Source organism: Natrinema zhouii (assembly GCF_013456555.2).
In the GTDB taxonomy this organism is placed as follows: domain Archaea; phylum Halobacteriota; class Halobacteria; order Halobacteriales; family Natrialbaceae; genus Natrinema; species Natrinema zhouii.
Genome location: NZ_CP084883.1, coordinates 405,085 through 423,126, shown reverse-complemented (window position 1 = coordinate 423,126; position 18,042 = coordinate 405,085). Strand labels below are relative to the sequence as shown.

At 59.6% G+C, this 18,042-nt stretch carries 10 protein-coding genes and 2 pseudogenes; 9 read left to right on the top strand and 3 right to left on the bottom strand.

Annotated features, from left to right (window positions below; genetic code table 11):
• Positions 1 to 34: 34 nt before the first annotated feature.
• Positions 35 to 1,018: an LLM class flavin-dependent oxidoreductase gene (locus HYG81_RS42210; RefSeq protein ID WP_226778148.1), complete on the top strand. Its 984-nt coding sequence runs from the start codon at positions 35 to 37 to the stop codon at positions 1,016 to 1,018.
• 27 nt (positions 1,019 to 1,045) lie between these two features.
• Here HYG81_RS42210 and HYG81_RS42205 read toward each other — a convergent pair whose 3' ends face one another.
• The 3 genes and pseudogenes from HYG81_RS42205 to HYG81_RS42195 form a co-directional block, all read right to left on the bottom strand.
• Complete coding sequence (locus HYG81_RS42205; protein WP_226778147.1) at positions 1,046 to 1,798, bottom strand: IclR family transcriptional regulator; 753 nt, start codon at positions 1,796 to 1,798, stop codon at positions 1,046 to 1,048.
• 904 nt (positions 1,799 to 2,702) lie between these two features.
• Positions 2,703 to 3,360: pseudogene (locus tag HYG81_RS42200) on the bottom strand (hypothetical protein); the annotation flags it as partial.
• 87 nt (positions 3,361 to 3,447) lie between these two features.
• On the bottom strand, positions 3,448 to 4,389 hold the full coding sequence (locus HYG81_RS42195) for a dihydrodipicolinate synthase family protein (RefSeq protein WP_226778401.1): 942 nt from the start codon (positions 4,387 to 4,389) through the stop codon (positions 3,448 to 3,450).
• A gap of 707 nt (positions 4,390 to 5,096) precedes the next feature.
• On the opposite strand from HYG81_RS42195, the gene HYG81_RS42190 reads away from it, so the two are divergent.
• The 8 genes and pseudogenes from HYG81_RS42190 to HYG81_RS42150 all read left to right on the top strand — a co-directional run bounded on the left by HYG81_RS42190 (position 5,097) and on the right by HYG81_RS42150 (position 17,999).
• Positions 5,097 to 6,083, top strand: a complete 987-nt coding sequence (locus tag HYG81_RS42190; RefSeq protein WP_226778146.1) for an LLM class flavin-dependent oxidoreductase — start codon at positions 5,097 to 5,099, stop codon at positions 6,081 to 6,083.
• The gene (locus HYG81_RS42185; RefSeq protein ID WP_226778145.1) at positions 6,080 to 7,150 is read left to right on the top strand and encodes a Gfo/Idh/MocA family protein; all 1,071 of its coding nucleotides are present in this window, start codon (positions 6,080 to 6,082) and stop codon (positions 7,148 to 7,150) included. Before HYG81_RS42190 ends, HYG81_RS42185 begins: the two co-directional genes overlap by 4 nt.
• A gap of 106 nt (positions 7,151 to 7,256) precedes the next feature.
• Positions 7,257 to 8,312, top strand: a complete 1,056-nt coding sequence (locus HYG81_RS42180) for a Gfo/Idh/MocA family protein (RefSeq protein ID WP_226778144.1) — start codon at positions 7,257 to 7,259, stop codon at positions 8,310 to 8,312.
• 156 nt (positions 8,313 to 8,468) lie between these two features.
• Complete coding sequence (locus HYG81_RS42175; RefSeq protein WP_226778143.1) at positions 8,469 to 10,466, top strand: alpha/beta hydrolase family protein; 1,998 nt, start codon at positions 8,469 to 8,471, stop codon at positions 10,464 to 10,466.
• Between the two features lie 519 nt (positions 10,467 to 10,985).
• Positions 10,986 to 11,129: pseudogene (locus HYG81_RS45930) on the top strand (twin-arginine translocation signal domain-containing protein); the annotation flags it as partial.
• Positions 11,130 to 11,417: 288 nt separating this feature from the next.
• Positions 11,418 to 15,143, top strand: a complete 3,726-nt coding sequence (locus HYG81_RS42160; RefSeq protein ID WP_226778400.1) for a PKD domain-containing protein — start codon at positions 11,418 to 11,420, stop codon at positions 15,141 to 15,143.
• A 285-nt stretch (positions 15,144 to 15,428) separates the two neighbouring features.
• Positions 15,429 to 16,193: a sugar phosphate isomerase/epimerase family protein gene (locus HYG81_RS42155; protein ID WP_226778142.1), complete on the top strand. Its 765-nt coding sequence runs from the start codon at positions 15,429 to 15,431 to the stop codon at positions 16,191 to 16,193.
• 207 nt (positions 16,194 to 16,400) lie between these two features.
• Positions 16,401 to 17,999: an N-acyl-D-amino-acid deacylase family protein gene (locus tag HYG81_RS42150; protein ID WP_226778141.1), complete on the top strand. Its 1,599-nt coding sequence runs from the start codon at positions 16,401 to 16,403 to the stop codon at positions 17,997 to 17,999.
• The last annotated feature ends 43 nt before the right edge of the window (positions 18,000 to 18,042 follow it).

Genomic DNA, 18,042 nt, shown 5'->3' with positions numbered 1-18,042 from the left:
GTAATTTATCACAGTATGTGTCTAATCGAGCGGCATGCATCTCGGAGTAGTCATTCCGCGGACCGGAACGCACGATCCGACCGACCTCGCGATCAGTGCGGAAAAACAGGGATACGACTCCGTCTGGATGGGGGAGCTATGGGGCTCGAGTTCGGTCGTGAAACTCAGCGAAATCGCCGCAATGACCGATGAAGTCGAGCTCGGAACCGCCATCGTCAACGTCTTTTCGCGAACGCCCGCTGTCCTCGCGATGACCGCAGTGACCCTCGATCGAGTTTCCAACGGTCGTGCGTCCCTCGGGGTCGGGACGAGTACACCGACCGCCGTCGAGAACGTCCACGGAATGACGTTCGACCGGCCGGTCCGTCGGTCCCACGAAACTATCGAAGTGATTCAACGCATCCTGGGCGACGACGAACCAGTCACTTACGAGGGGGAACGAGTCAGCGTCTCAGGCGTTCCGCCACTGGACAGGGACGTTCCGATCTACCACGCAGCGCTCGGACCGGCGAACCGGCGCGTCGTCGGCCGGCTCTGTGACGGCTGGATGCCGCACAACATCCCATTTTCCGGTTTGGACGACGCGTTCGAGGTCGTCGCAACGAGTGCTCGAGAACGCGGTCGCGACCCCGACGAAATCACGATCGCTCCGTACGTGCCGGCAGCCGTGAGCGACGATCGCGACGAGGCCTACGATGCCGTTCGCGGTCACGTCGCGTATTACGCGGGCAGTGCCGACGGATATCGGAACGCGATCGCCACCGAGTTCCCGGATCAGGTCGATCGTGTTGCCGAGGCCTGGCAGGCAGGCGACCGGGCAGACGCGGCAACCCTGGTCACGGACGAAATGGTCCACGACCTTGGCGTGGCCGGGACGCCGTCAGCAGCTCGCGATCGGCTTCGCGAAATCGTGAGCGAAACGGCCATCGATCGGCCGCTCGTGACGATTCCGGAGCAGGCCGCCGACGGAGTCGCTGAAGAGACCATCGAGGCCCTGGCAGCCGTGTCCGACGCCTGATGGGCGCCTAAACACGTAGAACGGCGGTCAGACGTAATCGAGGTTGACCTGCGTCACGTTCGCCGACCGTTTGACGATGTCCGCGATTTCCTCGCGTCGTCCCTCGTCGATTCGACTCTGTGGGCCACAGACACAGATCGCGCCGCGGATGTGGTCGTTCTTGTCGAGCACCGGAGCGGAGATACAGACCATTCCCGCGATACGTTCGCCCTCGTCGATGGCGTACCCCTGTTCCCTGATCTGCTCGAGTTGTTCGAAGAGAACGTCGGAATCCGTGATAGTCCGATTTGTCATCTCGATGAGTCCCTGTCGGTCGATAATCTCCTGCACGCGGTCGTCTGGCATGTGTGCGAGGATCGCTTTCCCGGGAGCTGCTGCGTGAAGCGGCATTCGTGCACCGGGATACGCGAACAGATTGACGGCGTCGGGCCCTTCCTGTACCGCGACGATCACGCACTGATCGTTTTCTTCGATCATCAACGTGACGTGCTCGCCGGTCTCCGCCGCGATATCCTGGAGTTCGTCGCTGACGACCTTGAATATTTCCAGTCGGTGGCGTTGTTGGTGGCCTACCTCGAGAAACCGGGTCGTGGTCGAGTATTCTTTCTCTTCGACTGCTACGTATCCCGTCGAGACGAGCGTCTGTAGATAGTTATGGACGGTACTGACGGGCATATCGAGCCGTCCCGCGAGGTCCGAAACACCTCCGGCTCCGTTTTCCGCGAGTTCGTCGACGATCTTGAACGCCCGTTCGACCGACCGATTTGATGTGCCCGTCATTATGGAACGCATTTCGTAGTAAGTATAGAAGTCTTTCGGCTCTGCCGAATACAAATTCGAGTGATATGGGACGGCTGCAAATGAACGATCGCGACCAACCCATTCGAACAACTGGATACGGACACGGTCAACTCCGCCGTACCACCGAACAAGGAACACACAACAGATTCGATGCGAGCGGCGTACTGGACTCTTTTCGAACGATAGCTGCCTCAGTTTTCGAACCAGCCGAAATGTATTTGACGCTATTTCAGCGATCTCACGAAAGAAATGTGAGTTAGCAGAGGTCTATTCGGTGCTGACGACGCATTCAGCGGTGCTGAAAGACACTACCACAAAAACGAGGCCATTGTTCTAGCAGGCCCGCTGGTTCCGTTTTTGTATCTGGCCCTCTTTTCGAGGGAACTGGGAGATCCGTCGCTGTGGCTCAAATTTGCAATTGACTCGTCAGACTATACGAACATGTGGGTGGAAAGGAAGCAGTGAACTGGATAGTAGTATTGGTACCCTCTCCCCAAATCCATGCCTCCATCGGCTCAGATTCAGATATTCCGAGAAAGAGTATTCGGGAAGTCGGAGAGTTTCCCGCCCTGTGGGACAACTGATGAGCGCGGTTTTTACACCCATACAGTTGTAATCGGGTGTTATCCGAATCGGCTTACCTTAATCCAACCGGTATCGTCGCAACACCATAGTGTGAATATGTGATCTGTAGATTGGGTAGTGAGAGCCTTTCCGGCTTCAACGGTGCTGCTTCGTCGAGCGTGAAAAGTGAGGTAGTACGATTTTGCGGTGCTCTGTGCCAACGGTTGACCGCTTCAGCGGATGTAGCGACTGGATCGATTTGAGTTTGCGGAGCGAAAGAGACACCGGGTCAGCTGATAGCATTCAGTATTCGACTCCATCTCGCCATCTCTTTAGAGTTATCGAGATATCGGGCTGCGACCGTGTACCCGAATGCTCGGACGAGGACCTCGCCCATCCTACGCCGATCGCCGTGGGGTGCGAGATAATCGTGTTTCGGACGGTCGATATCGATATCTGCGTCATCCGAGAGCCGTTGAAGAATCGAACGCGCCCCATCGGTCATAATCGACGGCGGCCGAACGTCCTCATCGAGAGCCGATAAGCGGTCGCGAGCGTACCCGTCACGTCGGTCGTCTATAGCCTCGATTTGTCGGTCGGCGGACTCGCCCCGTACGAGCGTCGCAAGCGTCCGCTGGTCAAACGTGTTCAGGCCTGCTGGTCACCAGGCTTGCGGCCGTCGTCCTCAGGAAGCGGCGTCATTGTACTCGCCCGTCGGCCACAGTGAACCTCAAGGTAACTCTCAATGACAACCAGCCGCACCACGCAGAGATATAGCGGTTATAGGTTTATACGGTATTCTGCTTGGCCCGCTGTCGCCTGTGAGGTGACGGCGTACTCCCGGAATACTCGTTCGTCGAGCTCCCCGAAGGTGGGCTCTCGATCGACGTTATCGGGATAATCCCAATCTAATCGTCGCGACCGCAGTCGCCGGTCGCCCACTCGTCGAACCGCTCGAGTTCGCGCGCCGCGTTCCGTCAAACGAGAGTTCAGTGGTCAGTACTGTACTGCTCACGTATCTTGCCAAGTTCCACTTCTCGAGAGACAGTTGATACTGCCGGGTGTCACGTGCTGGACGCAGTCCGATAGTCGATATCTTTGATTCGCTCGAGGTACCGTTCGACGCGGTTCCGGTCGTCGTTCGAGAGTTCGACGAGGGGGACGCGGACGGGGCCGCCGTACAGTCCCTGAAGATCCATCCCCCGTTTTACGACCGGGACGTTTTTCGCCGATGCAAATGCCGCCCCGCCCCCGGCTTCCTCGCGGAACGCTTCGTACGGTCGGAGCGCGTCTCGAATCTCTTTTGCCCGAGACCAGTCATCGGCCGACAAGGCGCGCGATAGCGCCAGAACCGGCCGTGGAATGAAGTTGCCGATGCCCGTCGTGAATCCGTCTGCGCCTTCGAGAGCATAGGAGAGGGCGTACCGTTCGGCGACGCCGTTGAGCCATACGATATCCGCCGAGATGGTTTCGGTCAATCGCGAGAACTCCTTTACGTCGTTGACGGCGTACTTAACGGCCACGACGTTTTCGAATGCTGTAACGGTATCGAGGACAGCCTCGCTGAGAAGTGGACCGCGTTTGTAGATGACGATGCCGAGATCAGTTGCGTCTGCGAGTGTTTGATAATAGTCGATCAGCCCCTGTTCGTGGACGTACGTGTGCCGAGGGTACATTATCATTGCCGCGTCCGCGCCGATATCCTCGTACGCTTCGAGCAGCTCGATCGCGTTCTCAGTGCTCCCACCGGCCCCGCCGACAACCGTGGCATCGTCGGGGACAGCGTTGACCGTCGAGCGGACGACGTCGATCCGTTCCTTCTGTGACAGCGAATAGTATTCGCCCGTATTTCCACACGGGATGAAAACGCGTGCGCCTTCATCATATATCGCTTTGATATTGGCTTCGAGTTTCTCGTGTCGGATCCGGTCACAGTCGTCGTTGAACGGCGTAGTCGTCGTGAAGGCGACGCTTCGCAGACTTTCGGATAACTTGTTGTGTCCCATAGTCACTACAAACAGTGTTCACAGATGCCAAGCATTATAGTTTTGGGTAGCTGATCTCGTTAGAGAGATAACGCGGTAAAACCCGACGACGGTAGCCGTGGATGTTCGTTATGAGACACCGCACTCAGTTTCACACCCACGACGGACGGGAACTTCTGTTCTTGTCACACTGGCTCAATGGACAGAGAGCCACTCAATACGCCGAATTCGCCTCACCTACGGACCACTGAACGGCGATCGAAGTAGATACCAGATCCTGTTGACCTTCGTTTCCCCCTCCCAAACCACTGATCCTCGAGCTCGAACGCTCGCGACGGTACCGGTGCTCCGTGAGCGATAGTCTTACATTCGTAGCGTTGTAATGAAACCCCGGACGGTGTCGGTTGCTTGCAACGGTTCTCGCAATAGACAGTGGGAGCGGACGACTCTCGAGCGAACGCTGTTTCGTTTTGCAGTGTGAAACACAGTTCTACCGTATAACCGTCGTTCGAGGGTAACGAGAAGCACTCTTCTCCCGGATCGGATACTATCGATAATGCGTTTGATGCGTTCAAACGTACAGTCGCAGTCGGTCACGACGTAGTTCCCACTGAGCCAGTCGACATGAGGGGAGATACCTCATCACAAACTACATAACGAAAGGACTCGTTAGGGATACCCAGTAACATGGTGATTCGTAGTTCGAACCGTAGAGGGGTGAATTCGGCGTGAAGTTCGGAGTGTTCTTGAATCAATACTACACGCCTGATAGTGAGTTCGAAGTGACAGACCTATACGAACAGGTCGACCTGCTGGAGCGGCTCGGATTCGACGGTGTGGCTCTCGGCGAGCGACACGTCCACGAAGAAGGGTTCATCGAACCGATCACTGCGCTCTCCGCGATCGCCACACGAACGGAGACACTTGATTTGGCGACCATGGCCGTGTTGCCGATGCTTCGTAATCCACTCTCTCTCGCGGAGCAGGTTGCGATGATTGATCGCCTCTCCGGCGGACGAATGCGCTTCGGTGCAGCGATCGGCTATCGGGAGCGAGAACTCGAACCGTTCGATGTCGCGATGGACGAACGGGCGAAGGCGTTTATCGAATCGATCACCGTTCTCGAACGTCTCTGGAACGAAGACAGCGTCACTCACGACGGCGAACGCTGGTCGTTCGATGACGTGTTCGTCAGTCCGCGGCCAGAAAACGACCTCCCGATCTGGATCGGTGGCCACGCCGATATCGCTATCAAGCGAGCCGCCTACCGCGGGAGCGCCTGGATCGCCAGCGCGTCCTCGACGACGGACGATCTCGAACAGCAGATCACCGTCTACGAGGATGCTCTCGAGGAGTTCGGCGAGGATCGTTCCGAGCACGACATCGTCCTGATGCGCGACTGTTTCGTCGCCGACTCCGTCGAGGAGGCACGCGAGACCATTGAACCGTACCTCTTGCAGCTGTACGAGTGGTACGCTCGCTGGGGCCAGACATACCTGGACGAACACGAGGTGGAAGTCGACTACGACGCACTCGAGGAGAAGTTCGTGCTCGGGTCGCCCGACGAGTGCATCGAGCAGCTCCGCGAGTACGAGGATCTCGGCGTCGATCAGATCTATCTCCGGTGTCAGTTCCCCGGTCAACCGCAGGACGTGACGCTCGAGACCTTCGAACGGTTCGGCGAGGAAGTCATGCCAGCGTTTTCGAACCAATGACGGATCGAAATATCGGCTACGTCGGGCTCGATCACCACCACGCGGAGCCGTACTTGCGCACGCTCGAGACGGCATCGGCGACGGTGACGAGCGCGTGCGAGCCGAATCCGGAATTCGACGCAGCGTCGGTATCCGCCCTCGGAGACGTGCCGGTGTACGGAACTCTCGAGGAATTGTTGTCGTCGGAGCCGCTCGACGCCGCGTTCGTGACGCTCTCGAACCGAGAAACACCCGCGGCCATCGAACGAGCACTCGATGCCGGGGTCGACGTGTATACCGAGAAGCCGGCCGCTCGTACCGCCGCCGAACTCGAACCCCTAGTATCGCGCGCCGATCGGTCCGATTCGACCGTCTGCGTGTCCTATCCGTGGCAGTTTCATCCGATTACGGACGAACTTCGAACGCTCATCGACGACGGATTCTTCGGTGACGTTCGATCGTTCGACGCGCGGTACGTCGCGTCCCAGCTTCGCTTCCGGGACACGTCCCACTTCCTCTTCGACGAGGACGCGAGCCGCGGCGGCATTCTGCAGTGGCTTGGCATCCACTGGCTCCAGTTGTTCGCCTGGCTCCTCGACGAACGCATTACTCGCGTTAACGCCAGTACGACCGCGGGGACCGACGGCGTCGAGGTCGAAGACGCGGCGACACTCCAGCTGGAGACTGCAGCCGGTACCCTCGGGACGCTTCAGTGCGGGTACTACCTGGGCGAGGGTCTCTACGATACACACCTCGAGATTTACGGAAGCGATGGCCGGAGTAGCTGGGACCCGATGGGGCGGGAGTTCGGGTTCGACGGCGAGACGACACTCGAACTCGACGACGCGAGCGGTGACTGGGCCAGTACACCCCATCGGACGATCACGCACGAGTACGAGCCGGAAACGGGATACGGCGGCTCGTGGGGGAAGGCGTTCGTCGAGGCGTTCTTCGACGCCTGCAGTAGTGATGGCGAGGCGCCGGTTACGCTCGGGGATGCACTCGACGTGCTTCACGTCCTCGATGCTGCCTACGAATCGGCGGAAACCGACGAGTGGGTCACCGTCAACGGTACTAATCGCTGCTAGTTCTGCTCGCTCGCGCCGCCGTATCGAGCACGATCCCCACGCTCGGGTTTGCCCCGTTCACCGGCAGTATTATGGTTGATTCACGACAACTTCACAGCAACTCACTATGAGTGATCGTACAGTCGGAATCGTCGGCACGGGACCACACCCTGACAAATCGGGTCACGAGGGGTACTCCATGGGATACCGCCATGCGCGGAGTTATGAAGCCGTCGACGGGTGTCGGCTGACCGCGTGTTCGGACGTCGATCCCGAACGCGCCGCCGACTTCGGTGACGCGTTCGATCTTCCGAACGATCATGTCTTTACGGACCTCGAGACGATGCTCGACGTTGCCGCGCCCGACATCGTCAGCATCTGTACGCCGCCGTCCGCACACGTCGACCTGGTCGAGACCTGCGCCGGCCACGATGTCGTGCACGCGATTCACTGCGAAAAGCCGATGGCACCGACGCTCGCGGCGAGTCGGCGTCTCGTCGATGTGTGCGATGACTGTGGCGTCCAGTTGACGATCAACCTACAGAACCGCTGTCGCGATACCGCCGCCGAGATAAAATCGGTCATCGACGATGGGGCTATCGGCGACCTCGAACGAATCGAATTCGGGCGTCGAGACCTGCTTCAGACGGGCCTTCACCATATCGACCTCGCGAACTATGTACTGGACGACGAACCGGTCGAGTGGGTACTGGGCCAGATCGACTATCCGGAAGAACACGTCTGGTACACGAACATGCACGTGGAAGCACAGAGCCTCGGCACGTGGGCGTACGAATCGGGGGTTCATGCGCTCTGTTCGACCGGGGCGGCGATGGACATGGTCGGAGCGCAGACGAATCGATTCGTTGGAACCGACGGCGAGATCGAGTACCGACTCGCCGACGAGTACCGGATTCGAACCGACGAGACGGGCGAGTGGCGGACGGTCGGTGTCGGCGGCGCTCCCGCACAGGACAGTGCGATGGCGGACGTCGTGAGAGCGCTATCGAACGGCGAAGAGCCAATCAGCAGCGGCGAGACGGCGCTCGCAGCCACCGAAATCGTTTTCGGTATCTGGGAGTCAGCTCGCCGCCGCGGCCGCGTGGAACTGCCGTTAGAACTCGAGGATAACCCACTGGAAGCGCTGATCGAGTCCGGGGAACTGCCGCCGGAGTCTCGATAACATCAGAAGACTCGCCCCGTCGGGGCCTGACGCCTCGAGCGATCGATCGGTGGCCGCCACGAGCGTCGGATCGCGAGCCTCGAGAACCCACGCAGGACGACCGACGATGGTGGCGAACGGCAAAACGTTGATAGTGTTGGTGCTGACATAGGAATTATGGACGCGTTCGATGAGAACCTCGATGGGTTCTACGATGTCGAGAACCAGTTGCCGCGCTACCTCCGGAAACGGGCGACCGACCACTTCGATGCGGAGCGAGCACACAAAGAGACGATCCGGACGGTCGGCGGTCACGAACGCCACGTCGAGAACGTGCGCGAGGCGTTCCTCGACGGGCTCGGCGGGCTGCCGGACGACCGGACGCCGCTGAACGCGCGGACGACCGGAACGCTCGAGCGCGACGGGTACTCGATAGAGAAGGTCGTCTTCGAGAGTCTGCCGGAGTTCCACGTGACGGGAAACCTCTACCAACCGGCGGGTGAGGGTCCGTTTCCGGCCGTCCTCTTCCTGTGTGGACATACTGCTAACGGGAAGGCTGCGGCGGGATACCAGCGGGCCTGCATCGAACTCGCTCGAAACGGGTTCGTCGCGCTCTCGATCGATCCGATCGGCCAAGGTGAGCGGATCCAGAGTTACGACCCCGAAACGGGCGACGTCGATCGCTTGAGCGTCATCGAGCACACCTACCTCGGTCAGCAGTGCGCGGTCGCGGGGACGAATCTGGCACGGTATTTCGTCTGGGACATGATCCGCGCGCTCGACTACTTGGAGGGACGATCCGACGTCGACGACTCGCGTCTCGGCGCCACTGGGAACTCAGGGGGCGGCATGCAGACCGGGTTCTTGATGCTGGTCGACGATCGACTCGACGCGGCGGTGCCGTGCTGCTTCGTCACCTCCCGTGAGGAGTACATGAAGACCGGACAGGCCCAGGACGGCGAACAGATTGTCTACCGCGCGATCGAGCGCGGACTCAACTACGACGACTTCGTCTCGTCGTTCGCGCCGAAACCCGTACTCGTCGGCTCAGCTCAGTCGGACTTCCTCTGTATCGAGGGGAGTCGAAAGAGCGTCGAACGGGCGCGATCCGTCTACGAACTGTACGACCGGTCCGAGAACGTCGATCTCGAGGTAGCCGAGCGGACACACGGGCTGACGCCGCCGCTCCGAGAAGCAATGGTCAACTGGTTCCGGGAGCACCTCCGCGGCGTCGATCCGACGTTCGAGACCGGCGACCCGCCCGTCGAAGACGAGGCCGACCTCCTGTGTACCGACGCTGGACAGGTCCACGGCGAGTACCCCGACGAAACGCACGTCGTCGACCGCAACCGAGCGTATGTTCAGGATCGATACGACGCCGCGGGACGTGTACCTTCGGTCGAGGACACGGAAGCGTACGCGAACTCGATTCGCGAGACGGTGATCGATGAACTTTCTCTTTCGAAACCCCGTCAGGAACTCCACCCACGTCGAATCGAGACGGACATCGACGAGGCGGCGGGTGTTCGCTGGGAGAAGGTGTTCTTCTATAGCGAACCCGATATCGTCGTCGCCGGGATCCTCGCTCGATCGCTCGAGCGACCGAAGCGGTCTCTTCCAACGGTCGTGTTGCCGGATCACGGGACCGACGACTTCGACGAGTGCAAAGATCGGATCGCAGCGCTCGCCCGTGAGCGCGGTGCGGCGATGGCATTCGATCCCCGCGGCGTCGGCGCCGTTCAGGCACGGGACGTGAACACACCGCTGGCCAACGGCGGAACGTACTTCGACTACCACGGCACGGAGTACAAACTCGGCAGCGACGCGCTCATGCTCGGCACCTCGCTGTTCGGGATGCGGGTATACGACGTTCTCCGCGCACGCGAGTATCTCTCACACCGCGTCGAGGACGCCGACGCGTTCGCGCTCGAGGGAATCGGCGCCGGCGCGCTCCACGCACTGTACGCTGCCGCAGCGGAACCGCAGTTTCGCTCGATCCGCCTCGAGGAACTTCCGTATTCGTTCCACGAGGTCGCCACGAACCGCGAGTTCGAGATCGATTTCAGGTTACGGGTTCACGGTCTCGTCGGTGTCTGTGACGTTCCGCAGTTGCTCCCTGCACTTGCCGATCGTGACGTCGTGTGGGACGGGATCGATCCGAACCGGTTCCGGTAGTAATCGTCACGTGCGAGGGTTCTGCTGTATCCCCTTTCCCTTTACCGATGAAACGATAGGACGAATACATGGAGTACCGACGACTCGGCGCGATAGCCCTGAGCCTGTGAGTCCCATCTCTTTGGAGGTGTTAAGACCGACAGTATCCGCTCCTGACTCGGCAATTCGATCTGTGAGGTGGCCAGTCAGGCCTAGTCAAGTATCCGCTCTCCCTGCACTGGCTCCAGAAGATTCACGACGCCTTCACCGTACTCAAAGACGAAGGAGTGTCCCTCGTCATAGCTATCGGTATCTCACTCGTTCGTCGGTTTCTGGCTCGGGCAACCCATGATGTCTGCTTACTCTACATTCTCATTTCTACCTTTTGAAGACTCGGGAGCTGTTCTTATTTCGGTAAACTAGCCACTCTACTTGCTCACTGGCCAGTACAGCGGGATCACCGCTTCTGTCTCCATCACCGACGATGGTTCCTGGTACCAGGGCAAGGTTTATTATGGTGATTGTTAACAACACCATGTAATGGTCAATAGAGAAGACAACAGTTCTCAGCTAGGAGAATGGGCCATAAATGACGAACGGACCGTTCCACTCTCACTTCCTGTCGTGGAGCGCCGGGACTTCTTGAAAGCGACAGGCGTCGGAGCGGCGCTCGCTTTCGGAACTGGAAATAGTGCCGCTGCAAGTTCGGACGGTCCAAACGCGAAGACGAGACTGACTTGGTGGACTGAAGAAGACCGCAAAAACGCCCAGCAAAACATCGATAGCTACGACTGGGCAAAACAGCGACGCGACCAAGCTGTTCAAGCAGCGGATCAGTACTTAGATCAGTACACCATAGACGACCTCTGGCGCATGGTCGGTGGCCAGAACATCCCACGTGAGGCGGGTACCCAGCGTGTTCGGAACCTTATGGGCGGAACATCGTCGTCCGGCACCGACCGTCCTTGGAAGATGGAAACGAACAATGAGTACATCGTTCCGACCAACGACTTCGCGGCTTACCGCGAGAGCGGTCGCGACGAGAGCGGCGAATTCGACCCCGAGTTGGCCGACGACCAGTACTTGGTCAACGAAGAGTATCCCGACAAGCCTGATGACTGGGGAGTCGATGATGGTACAGGTTGGGTCGACGAGGACGGTGAAATAGGCGAAGCGGGCGAAACCCTCCACTTCGTCGCCTTCTACAACCACTGGTTCCGCTGGCGGGGAGACATCCACACGATGATCCAGTCGTTCTCAGACGCCTACCTCTTTACCGGAGATGTCAAGTACGCACGCGCCGGTACGGTGTTGCTGGATCGAATTGCAGATGTCTACCCCGAGATGTATATCGCCGCCTATCCCACACCCGAATATCACAACATTCACGGCGGACGGGGGACAGGCAAAATCATCGGCTCTCTCTGGGAAGACCAGATCATACCGGACTTCCTCATGGCCTACGACGCCTACTATCCGGGCCAGGAGGATCAGCAGTTGATCGACTTCCTCAATGCCAAGACCGAGGAGTATCCGGAGTTGGGACGCAAGGACACGACAGGGTACGTCAGAAAGAACATCGAAGATGGCCTATTTCGAAACATACTGCCAGCGACGAAAGACACCCACCTCGTTGTCGGAAGCGGTGCACGTGATGTGTTAGCGCTCTCAGCACGGATCCTCGACGAACCGAACGGGTACACGGCACAGACCCTCGAATTCCTCTTTCAGCCAGGCGATATCGAGTACACTGGTGACGACGGCAATCCCTGGAGCGACTGGACGACGACCGGCGGGGACGTCATTCCTTATTTGGTTAGACTCGTCGACCGAGACGGTTACCGGGAAGAGGCAGGGCCCAACTACAACTCGCTCGGCCAGAGCACGTTTACCAGTCTCGCAAACATCTTAGACGGGTACGATGCCTACGAAGGTGCCGATCTCTGGAACTACCCTAAGTTGTACACATTTTCGAAGCAGAACATTGAACTCGTCATGCTCGACGGGTTGACGCCAGACATCGGCGATGACGAGACCAACTATACGGGGTATAATCTGAATCCCTCATCGATCAGGGGTGCCTTCGATGCCTACGGAGACTCACTGTTCGCCCAAACGTACTTCTTTTTGAATGGGTACTCGACAGCTGGCATGCGGGGTGACGTTTTCTCGGCGGACCCAGAGGCTCTCCCAGCGTCGGTCGAGAGTGTCATCGAGAGTGAGGGGGTCATCGACTTAGACAGTACGTTGTTACCAGCCTATGGGTTCTCTGCGTTGCGCGACGGCGAGAACTACACGAATGTTCCCTTCGGAGAAACCTACGCGTTCAAGGACCTCTTGGCCAGTAGCTCCGTGGCGACCAAGGACTTCCCGGAGGCAATCCAGTTTCAGGCGAACTCGCCAGGCGAGGAGTGGGCCTTCGAGTTCGAGGTCGATGAGGATGGGTCTTACCTCCTTGAGATGGAGGCGCTCAGAGCCTCAACATATGGCATCTACGAACTCCTGATCGACGGCGAATCTATCAGGACCATCGATTTCTACGGTGGGTCCCGCTTCACCACCTCGGTCGAAATCGATCTGTCGGAGGGTGTCCACATGATCACCTTCGCCAATGACGGCAAGAACGAGGACTCCGACGATTATCTGATGGCACTCTATTACCTAGATGTCTTAGATGAGACGGATAGGGAGACCAGAGACCGCGCACAGGAACGCGGGAACCGGAAACGAGCCATCTGGCATTACTTCGGGAAGAACGCCCACGGGCCGGGAACCTCTCACGCCCATACCGACACTCTAAATCTCGGCATCATGGCCCACGAACTCGATTTGGCTCCGGATCTGGGCTATCCGGAAGATCTCGGGACGTCAAAGGCCCAGAACTGGTCAGCTGAGACTATCAGCCATAACACCGTGATGGTCAATCGCCAGTTCCAAGAACCCCAACTTGTCGCCAGGACCAAACATTTCGACGACGACGAGCAGGTCAAACTGTTCGACGCGAACTCGACAGATGCCTATGAGGATGTCGACGAGTATCGCCGGACAACAGCGATGATCCGCGTCGACGAGTCAAACTCCTACGGTGTCGACTTCTTCGACGTCGATGGCGGCGACGACCACCTCTTTAGCTTCCATGGAGCGATGTCCACCGGCGTCACCACCACCGGCCTTGACTTGGTCGACCAGGGGAGCGGAACCTATGCCGGTCCTGACGTCCCCTTCGCTTCTCAATCCTACAATGAGTCCGTGGGAAGTGGCTTCAACTACCTTCGGGATGTCTCCCGTGACGAAGAGCCGTCGGCTCCCTACAGCGTGGACTGGGATATCGAGGACTACCGCGACCGGCGCAACGATGACGCAGATATCCACCTTCGCTTGACCATGCTCAACAACGGGTTGGACGAAGCGGCCCTCGCTACGGGCGAACCACCGGACCGACCGGAGAACCCCGACGAGTTGACGTACCTGCTGGCTCGTCGGACGGGTTCAGATATCCAGTCGACGTTCACGTCGGTTCTCGAACCCTATGTTGAAGGCCGCTTCGTCGAGTCAATCGAGTCTGTTCCCGTGACGAGCGACGACTCGGACGTCTCAGACGCACGCGCGGTGAAGGTCGTTCTGACGAACGGAAGGACGGACTTCGTCGCTCGGGGTGCCGGACACGACGTCACACACGACGTCGGTGACACTTTTTCCTTTACCGGTGCCTTCGCGGTCTACTCGGAGCGCGATGGTGAGACTGTGCGTACGTATCTCCAAGACGGGACGTATCTCGTCGCGAACGGCGAAACGCTCATTGACGAATCGGTGGGTCGGTTCACCGGTACCGTTGAGGGCTTCACCAAAGAGATGAGCATGGACAACGAACTCACGCTTGCGCTCAACAACAGCGAAAGCGAGCGAAAGCGCTTCGACGGTAGCGCTTCGAACTACCTCTACATTGATAATAAGGACAGCAAACTCCCCGGGATCAATTCTACCGAGACCTATGCACAGAGCGGTGCATATCTGATCAACGCCGTCGACAACTCCAACGCCCGAGAGCAAGTCACGGTTGACGTTGGCGACCAGACGTTCATTCGTCGATTCATCGATCCTGATCAACTTGCAGACGGCGGCTACCACTACAATATCGAGGAAGGTGACGAAGTCTACGTCCCGCTACGTCGTACCTGGAAGCTCCTTTTCGCGGAAGTCGACGCGAGTACGACCGAGGCGACCATCGGCGAACGCCTGGAGTTTGACGCGAAGGACGTAACGGACACCGATCGCTGGATCGACTCCTTAGAATGGGATCTAGGTGACGGCACGACCGCGACGGGATGGTGGACGGACCACCGCTACGACGAAGCAGGTGAATATACGGTCTCGCTGATTGCCACCGCCAACGACGGAAAGACAACGACCCATGAGGTAACCGTCACAGTCGGTGACCTCGCGGAACCGATCGCGCGTGCAAAACCGAGTGCGACCGATGTCTCAACGGGTGAGCGGGTCGGGTTCAACGTTCAGGACACTTCGGGTGGCGACCGCTGGATCGACTCCCTAGAGTGGGGTTTGGGCGATGGCGCGACTGCGACGGGATGGTGGACGGACCACCGCTACGACGAACCCGGGGAATATACTGTCACACTAACCGCTACCGACAACACTGGTCACTCAACAGTCCACGAAGTGGTCATCACGGTATCCTGACATGCTCTTCCGAGATCTGTCGTGCCCGAACACTGGTGAGGATCGTTGCTCTCGCGGTCATGAGGGTATCAAATCACACTCAGGATCAGAAAGCACATCTCTCTATCTCAGCGGCTGGCGGTTCGGCACGGAACTCGGCAGACTGCTCAAGATCGGTCGAGAGAACACACCTGAACTGCGACACGCGAGGCGGGATGATAGCAGTCACTTCATCAAAACGGTGAACGTCAACGGCGGCGGGAACAGTGAGCCTCGTCTGACAAATATCGACGTGGAGGACGACGAATGAACGTCGGACTGTGTACCATTTCCGCCACGGAGCGTCCCGTCGAGGAGGTCGTCGAACTAGCGAGCGAGGTCGGGTACGACGGCGTCGAGATCTGGGGACGAGACCACGTCGGCGACGGCTCCGAGCCAGTCTGCACCCGAATCGTCGAGGCGGCGGCCGAACACGGGATCGACATCGCCGCCTACGGCTCCTACCTGCGGTGCGGAACCGAGGCCTTCGACGACGATCTCGAGCACGAACTCGCGATCGCGGATCGGCTCGGAACCGAGACGATTCGTGTCTGGGCAGGGAACCAGGAGTACGACGACCGCGACGATGAACACTGGAAGCGGGTCGTCACCGACCTCCGACGGGTGACCGGCAGGGCGGCCGACCACGAAATCGAGGTCACCGTCGAGAAGCACGATAACACGGTGACAAACTGCCTCGAGGGTGCGAGAGCCCTGATCGAGGCGATAGGGGACGAGCATTGTGGACTCAACTACCAGCCAGGGTTCGCGATTCCTGCGGCGGAACTCGAGCGCGAGGCGAAGGCCCTCGCTCCGCTCTCGAACCAGTTACACCTGCAGACGACGCGCGAGCGGACCGGACGCGATCGGGCGGCGCTCGCTGAGTCGTACTACGACCTCGAGGCGATCCTCAACCCGTTCCTCGAGCACGGGTTCGACGGCTACGCGAACGTCGAATTCGTGTCCGACGAGCGGCCATACCGCGAGGCCATCGAGGCCGACTTAGCGTACGTCCGATCGATCCTCGAGTAGCGACCTCACGATACCCCTGACGTGCATTAATTTGCCGCGAACGAGAGCGACTTTCTCGACGGGTGCGACCGGGTGACCGCGGAACGGATCATCCGCGGACGAGACCTGCCAGGCGACTGCATCTGCGAGGTGCGAACGTCCAAGCGGACTGCGAACCCGTTGCGATCCGTCGGTGGATTTAGGGTGTCGGCCGGGAACTGATGAGTCATGAGCCTCGACTTGCTCGTCGAGAATGCGCGCATCGTCGACGGGACGGGAGCGCCCTGGTTTCGCGGCGCGGTCGGTGTCACCGACGGCACGATACGCCGCGTCTGTCGGGCCCCCGATCACGGACTCGACGCGGCGACGACGATAGACGCCGACGGCAGTGTCGTCTGTCCGGGGTTTATCGACGCGCACTCGCACTCGGACCTCGAGTTGTTCGCCGATCCCGCGCTCGCGCCGAAAACACGGCAGGGGATCACCACGGAAATCCTCGGTCAGGACGGGTTTTCGATGGCACCGCTCTACTGCGATGACCGCATCGAGTCGTGGCAGGAGTACCTCAGCGGCCTGGCGGGTCGACTCGAGCGCGAGTGGACGTGGTCCTCCGTTGATGAGTACCTAGACGAGATCGACGCCGCGGGGATCGCGCCGAACGTCGCGACGCTCGTCGGCCACGGCACTGTCCGATACGAGGTGCTCGGGATGGAAGATGTCGAACCGACCGATAGCGAACTCGAAGAGATGGCGGCGCTCGTCGCGGAGGGACTCGAGGACGGTGCGATCGGCTTCTCGACGGGTCTCGTCTATACGCCACAGGTGTACTCGAGTACCGAAGAAGTGTCTCGACTCGCGGCCGAACTCGAGCCCTACGGCCGTCCCTTCGTCGCGCACATCCGGAGCGAAGGGCGGTGGATCTGGGAGGCGCTCGACGAATTCATCGATATCGGTGCCGAACGCGGGATCCCGCTACACATCTCCCACTTCAAGCTCACCGGCGGCGAACAGCGGGGGAAGGCCGATCGTCTGCTCGCACAGGTCGAGATCGCCCGCGAACGCGGTGTCGACGTGACCGCTGACCAGTACCCCTATACTGCGGGAAGCAGCATGCTGACGTCGTTGTTGCCTCCGTGGGTGCAGTCGGACGACGCTGACGCGGTTCGGGAGATACTCGCCGATCCCGAACAGCGCGAGACGGTCCGCAAGGACATCGAAGAGTGGCGAATCGACGGCTGGGAGAACGTCGGCGGGAAGACTGGTTGGGACCGGATCGACGTGACGAATCTCACGTCCGACGAATTCCACGACCAGGAGGGTCGGGACATCGCGACGATCGCGAGCGAGCGAGACAGCACGCCCATCGACGTCCTCTGTGACGTGCTGCTGGCGGAGGATCTCGACGCGTCGATGATCGCCCACGGGTTGATCGAGTCCGACGTCCGGACGATCATGGGGAGCGACCGCGTCGCGGTCGGCACGGACGGCCTGTTCGGGTCACGGCCACACCCCCGCGTCTACGGGTCGTTCCCCCGCGTACTCGCTCGGTATGTCCGCGAGGAGAACCTGCTCTCGCTCGAGGAAGCCGTTCAAAAGATGACGTCGCTGCCCGCTCGAGCGATGGGGTTCGACTCGAAGGGCGTGCTCCGGCCCGGACTCGACGCCGATCTGGTCGTCTTCGATCCCGCTGTCGTCACCGACCGTGCGACGTTCGACGAGCCGCAGCGCCACCCGATCGGTATCGAACACGTGTTCGTCGACGGAACGGCCATCGTCCGCGACGGGGAGGATACCGGTGCGCGTCCGGGAACTGCGATCCGGGCCTGAGAGGGGTTCCGCCAGTCGCGGATGAGCGGCTGTCACCGAACCG

Bases quoted from the DNA above. Each gene is read 5' to 3' on its own strand.
- HYG81_RS42160 (WP_226778400.1), top strand. From the start codon at position 11,418: ATGGAAACGAACAATGAGTACATCGTTCCGACCAACGACTTCGCGGCT.
- HYG81_RS42210 (WP_226778148.1), top strand. From the start codon at position 35: ATGCATCTCGGAGTAGTCATTCCGCGGACCGGAACGCACGATCCGACC.
- HYG81_RS42195 (WP_226778401.1), bottom strand. From the start codon at position 4,389: ATGGGACACAACAAGTTATCCGAAAGTCTGCGAAGCGTCGCCTTCACG.
- HYG81_RS42205 (WP_226778147.1), bottom strand. From the start codon at position 1,798: ATGACGGGCACATCAAATCGGTCGGTCGAACGGGCGTTCAAGATCGTC.
- HYG81_RS42175 (WP_226778143.1), top strand. From the start codon at position 8,469: ATGGACGCGTTCGATGAGAACCTCGATGGGTTCTACGATGTCGAGAAC.
- HYG81_RS42185 (WP_226778145.1), top strand. From the start codon at position 6,080: ATGACGGATCGAAATATCGGCTACGTCGGGCTCGATCACCACCACGCG.
- HYG81_RS42155 (WP_226778142.1), top strand. From the start codon at position 15,429: ATGAACGTCGGACTGTGTACCATTTCCGCCACGGAGCGTCCCGTCGAG.
- HYG81_RS42150 (WP_226778141.1), top strand. From the start codon at position 16,401: ATGAGCCTCGACTTGCTCGTCGAGAATGCGCGCATCGTCGACGGGACG.
- HYG81_RS42180 (WP_226778144.1), top strand. From the start codon at position 7,257: ATGAGTGATCGTACAGTCGGAATCGTCGGCACGGGACCACACCCTGAC.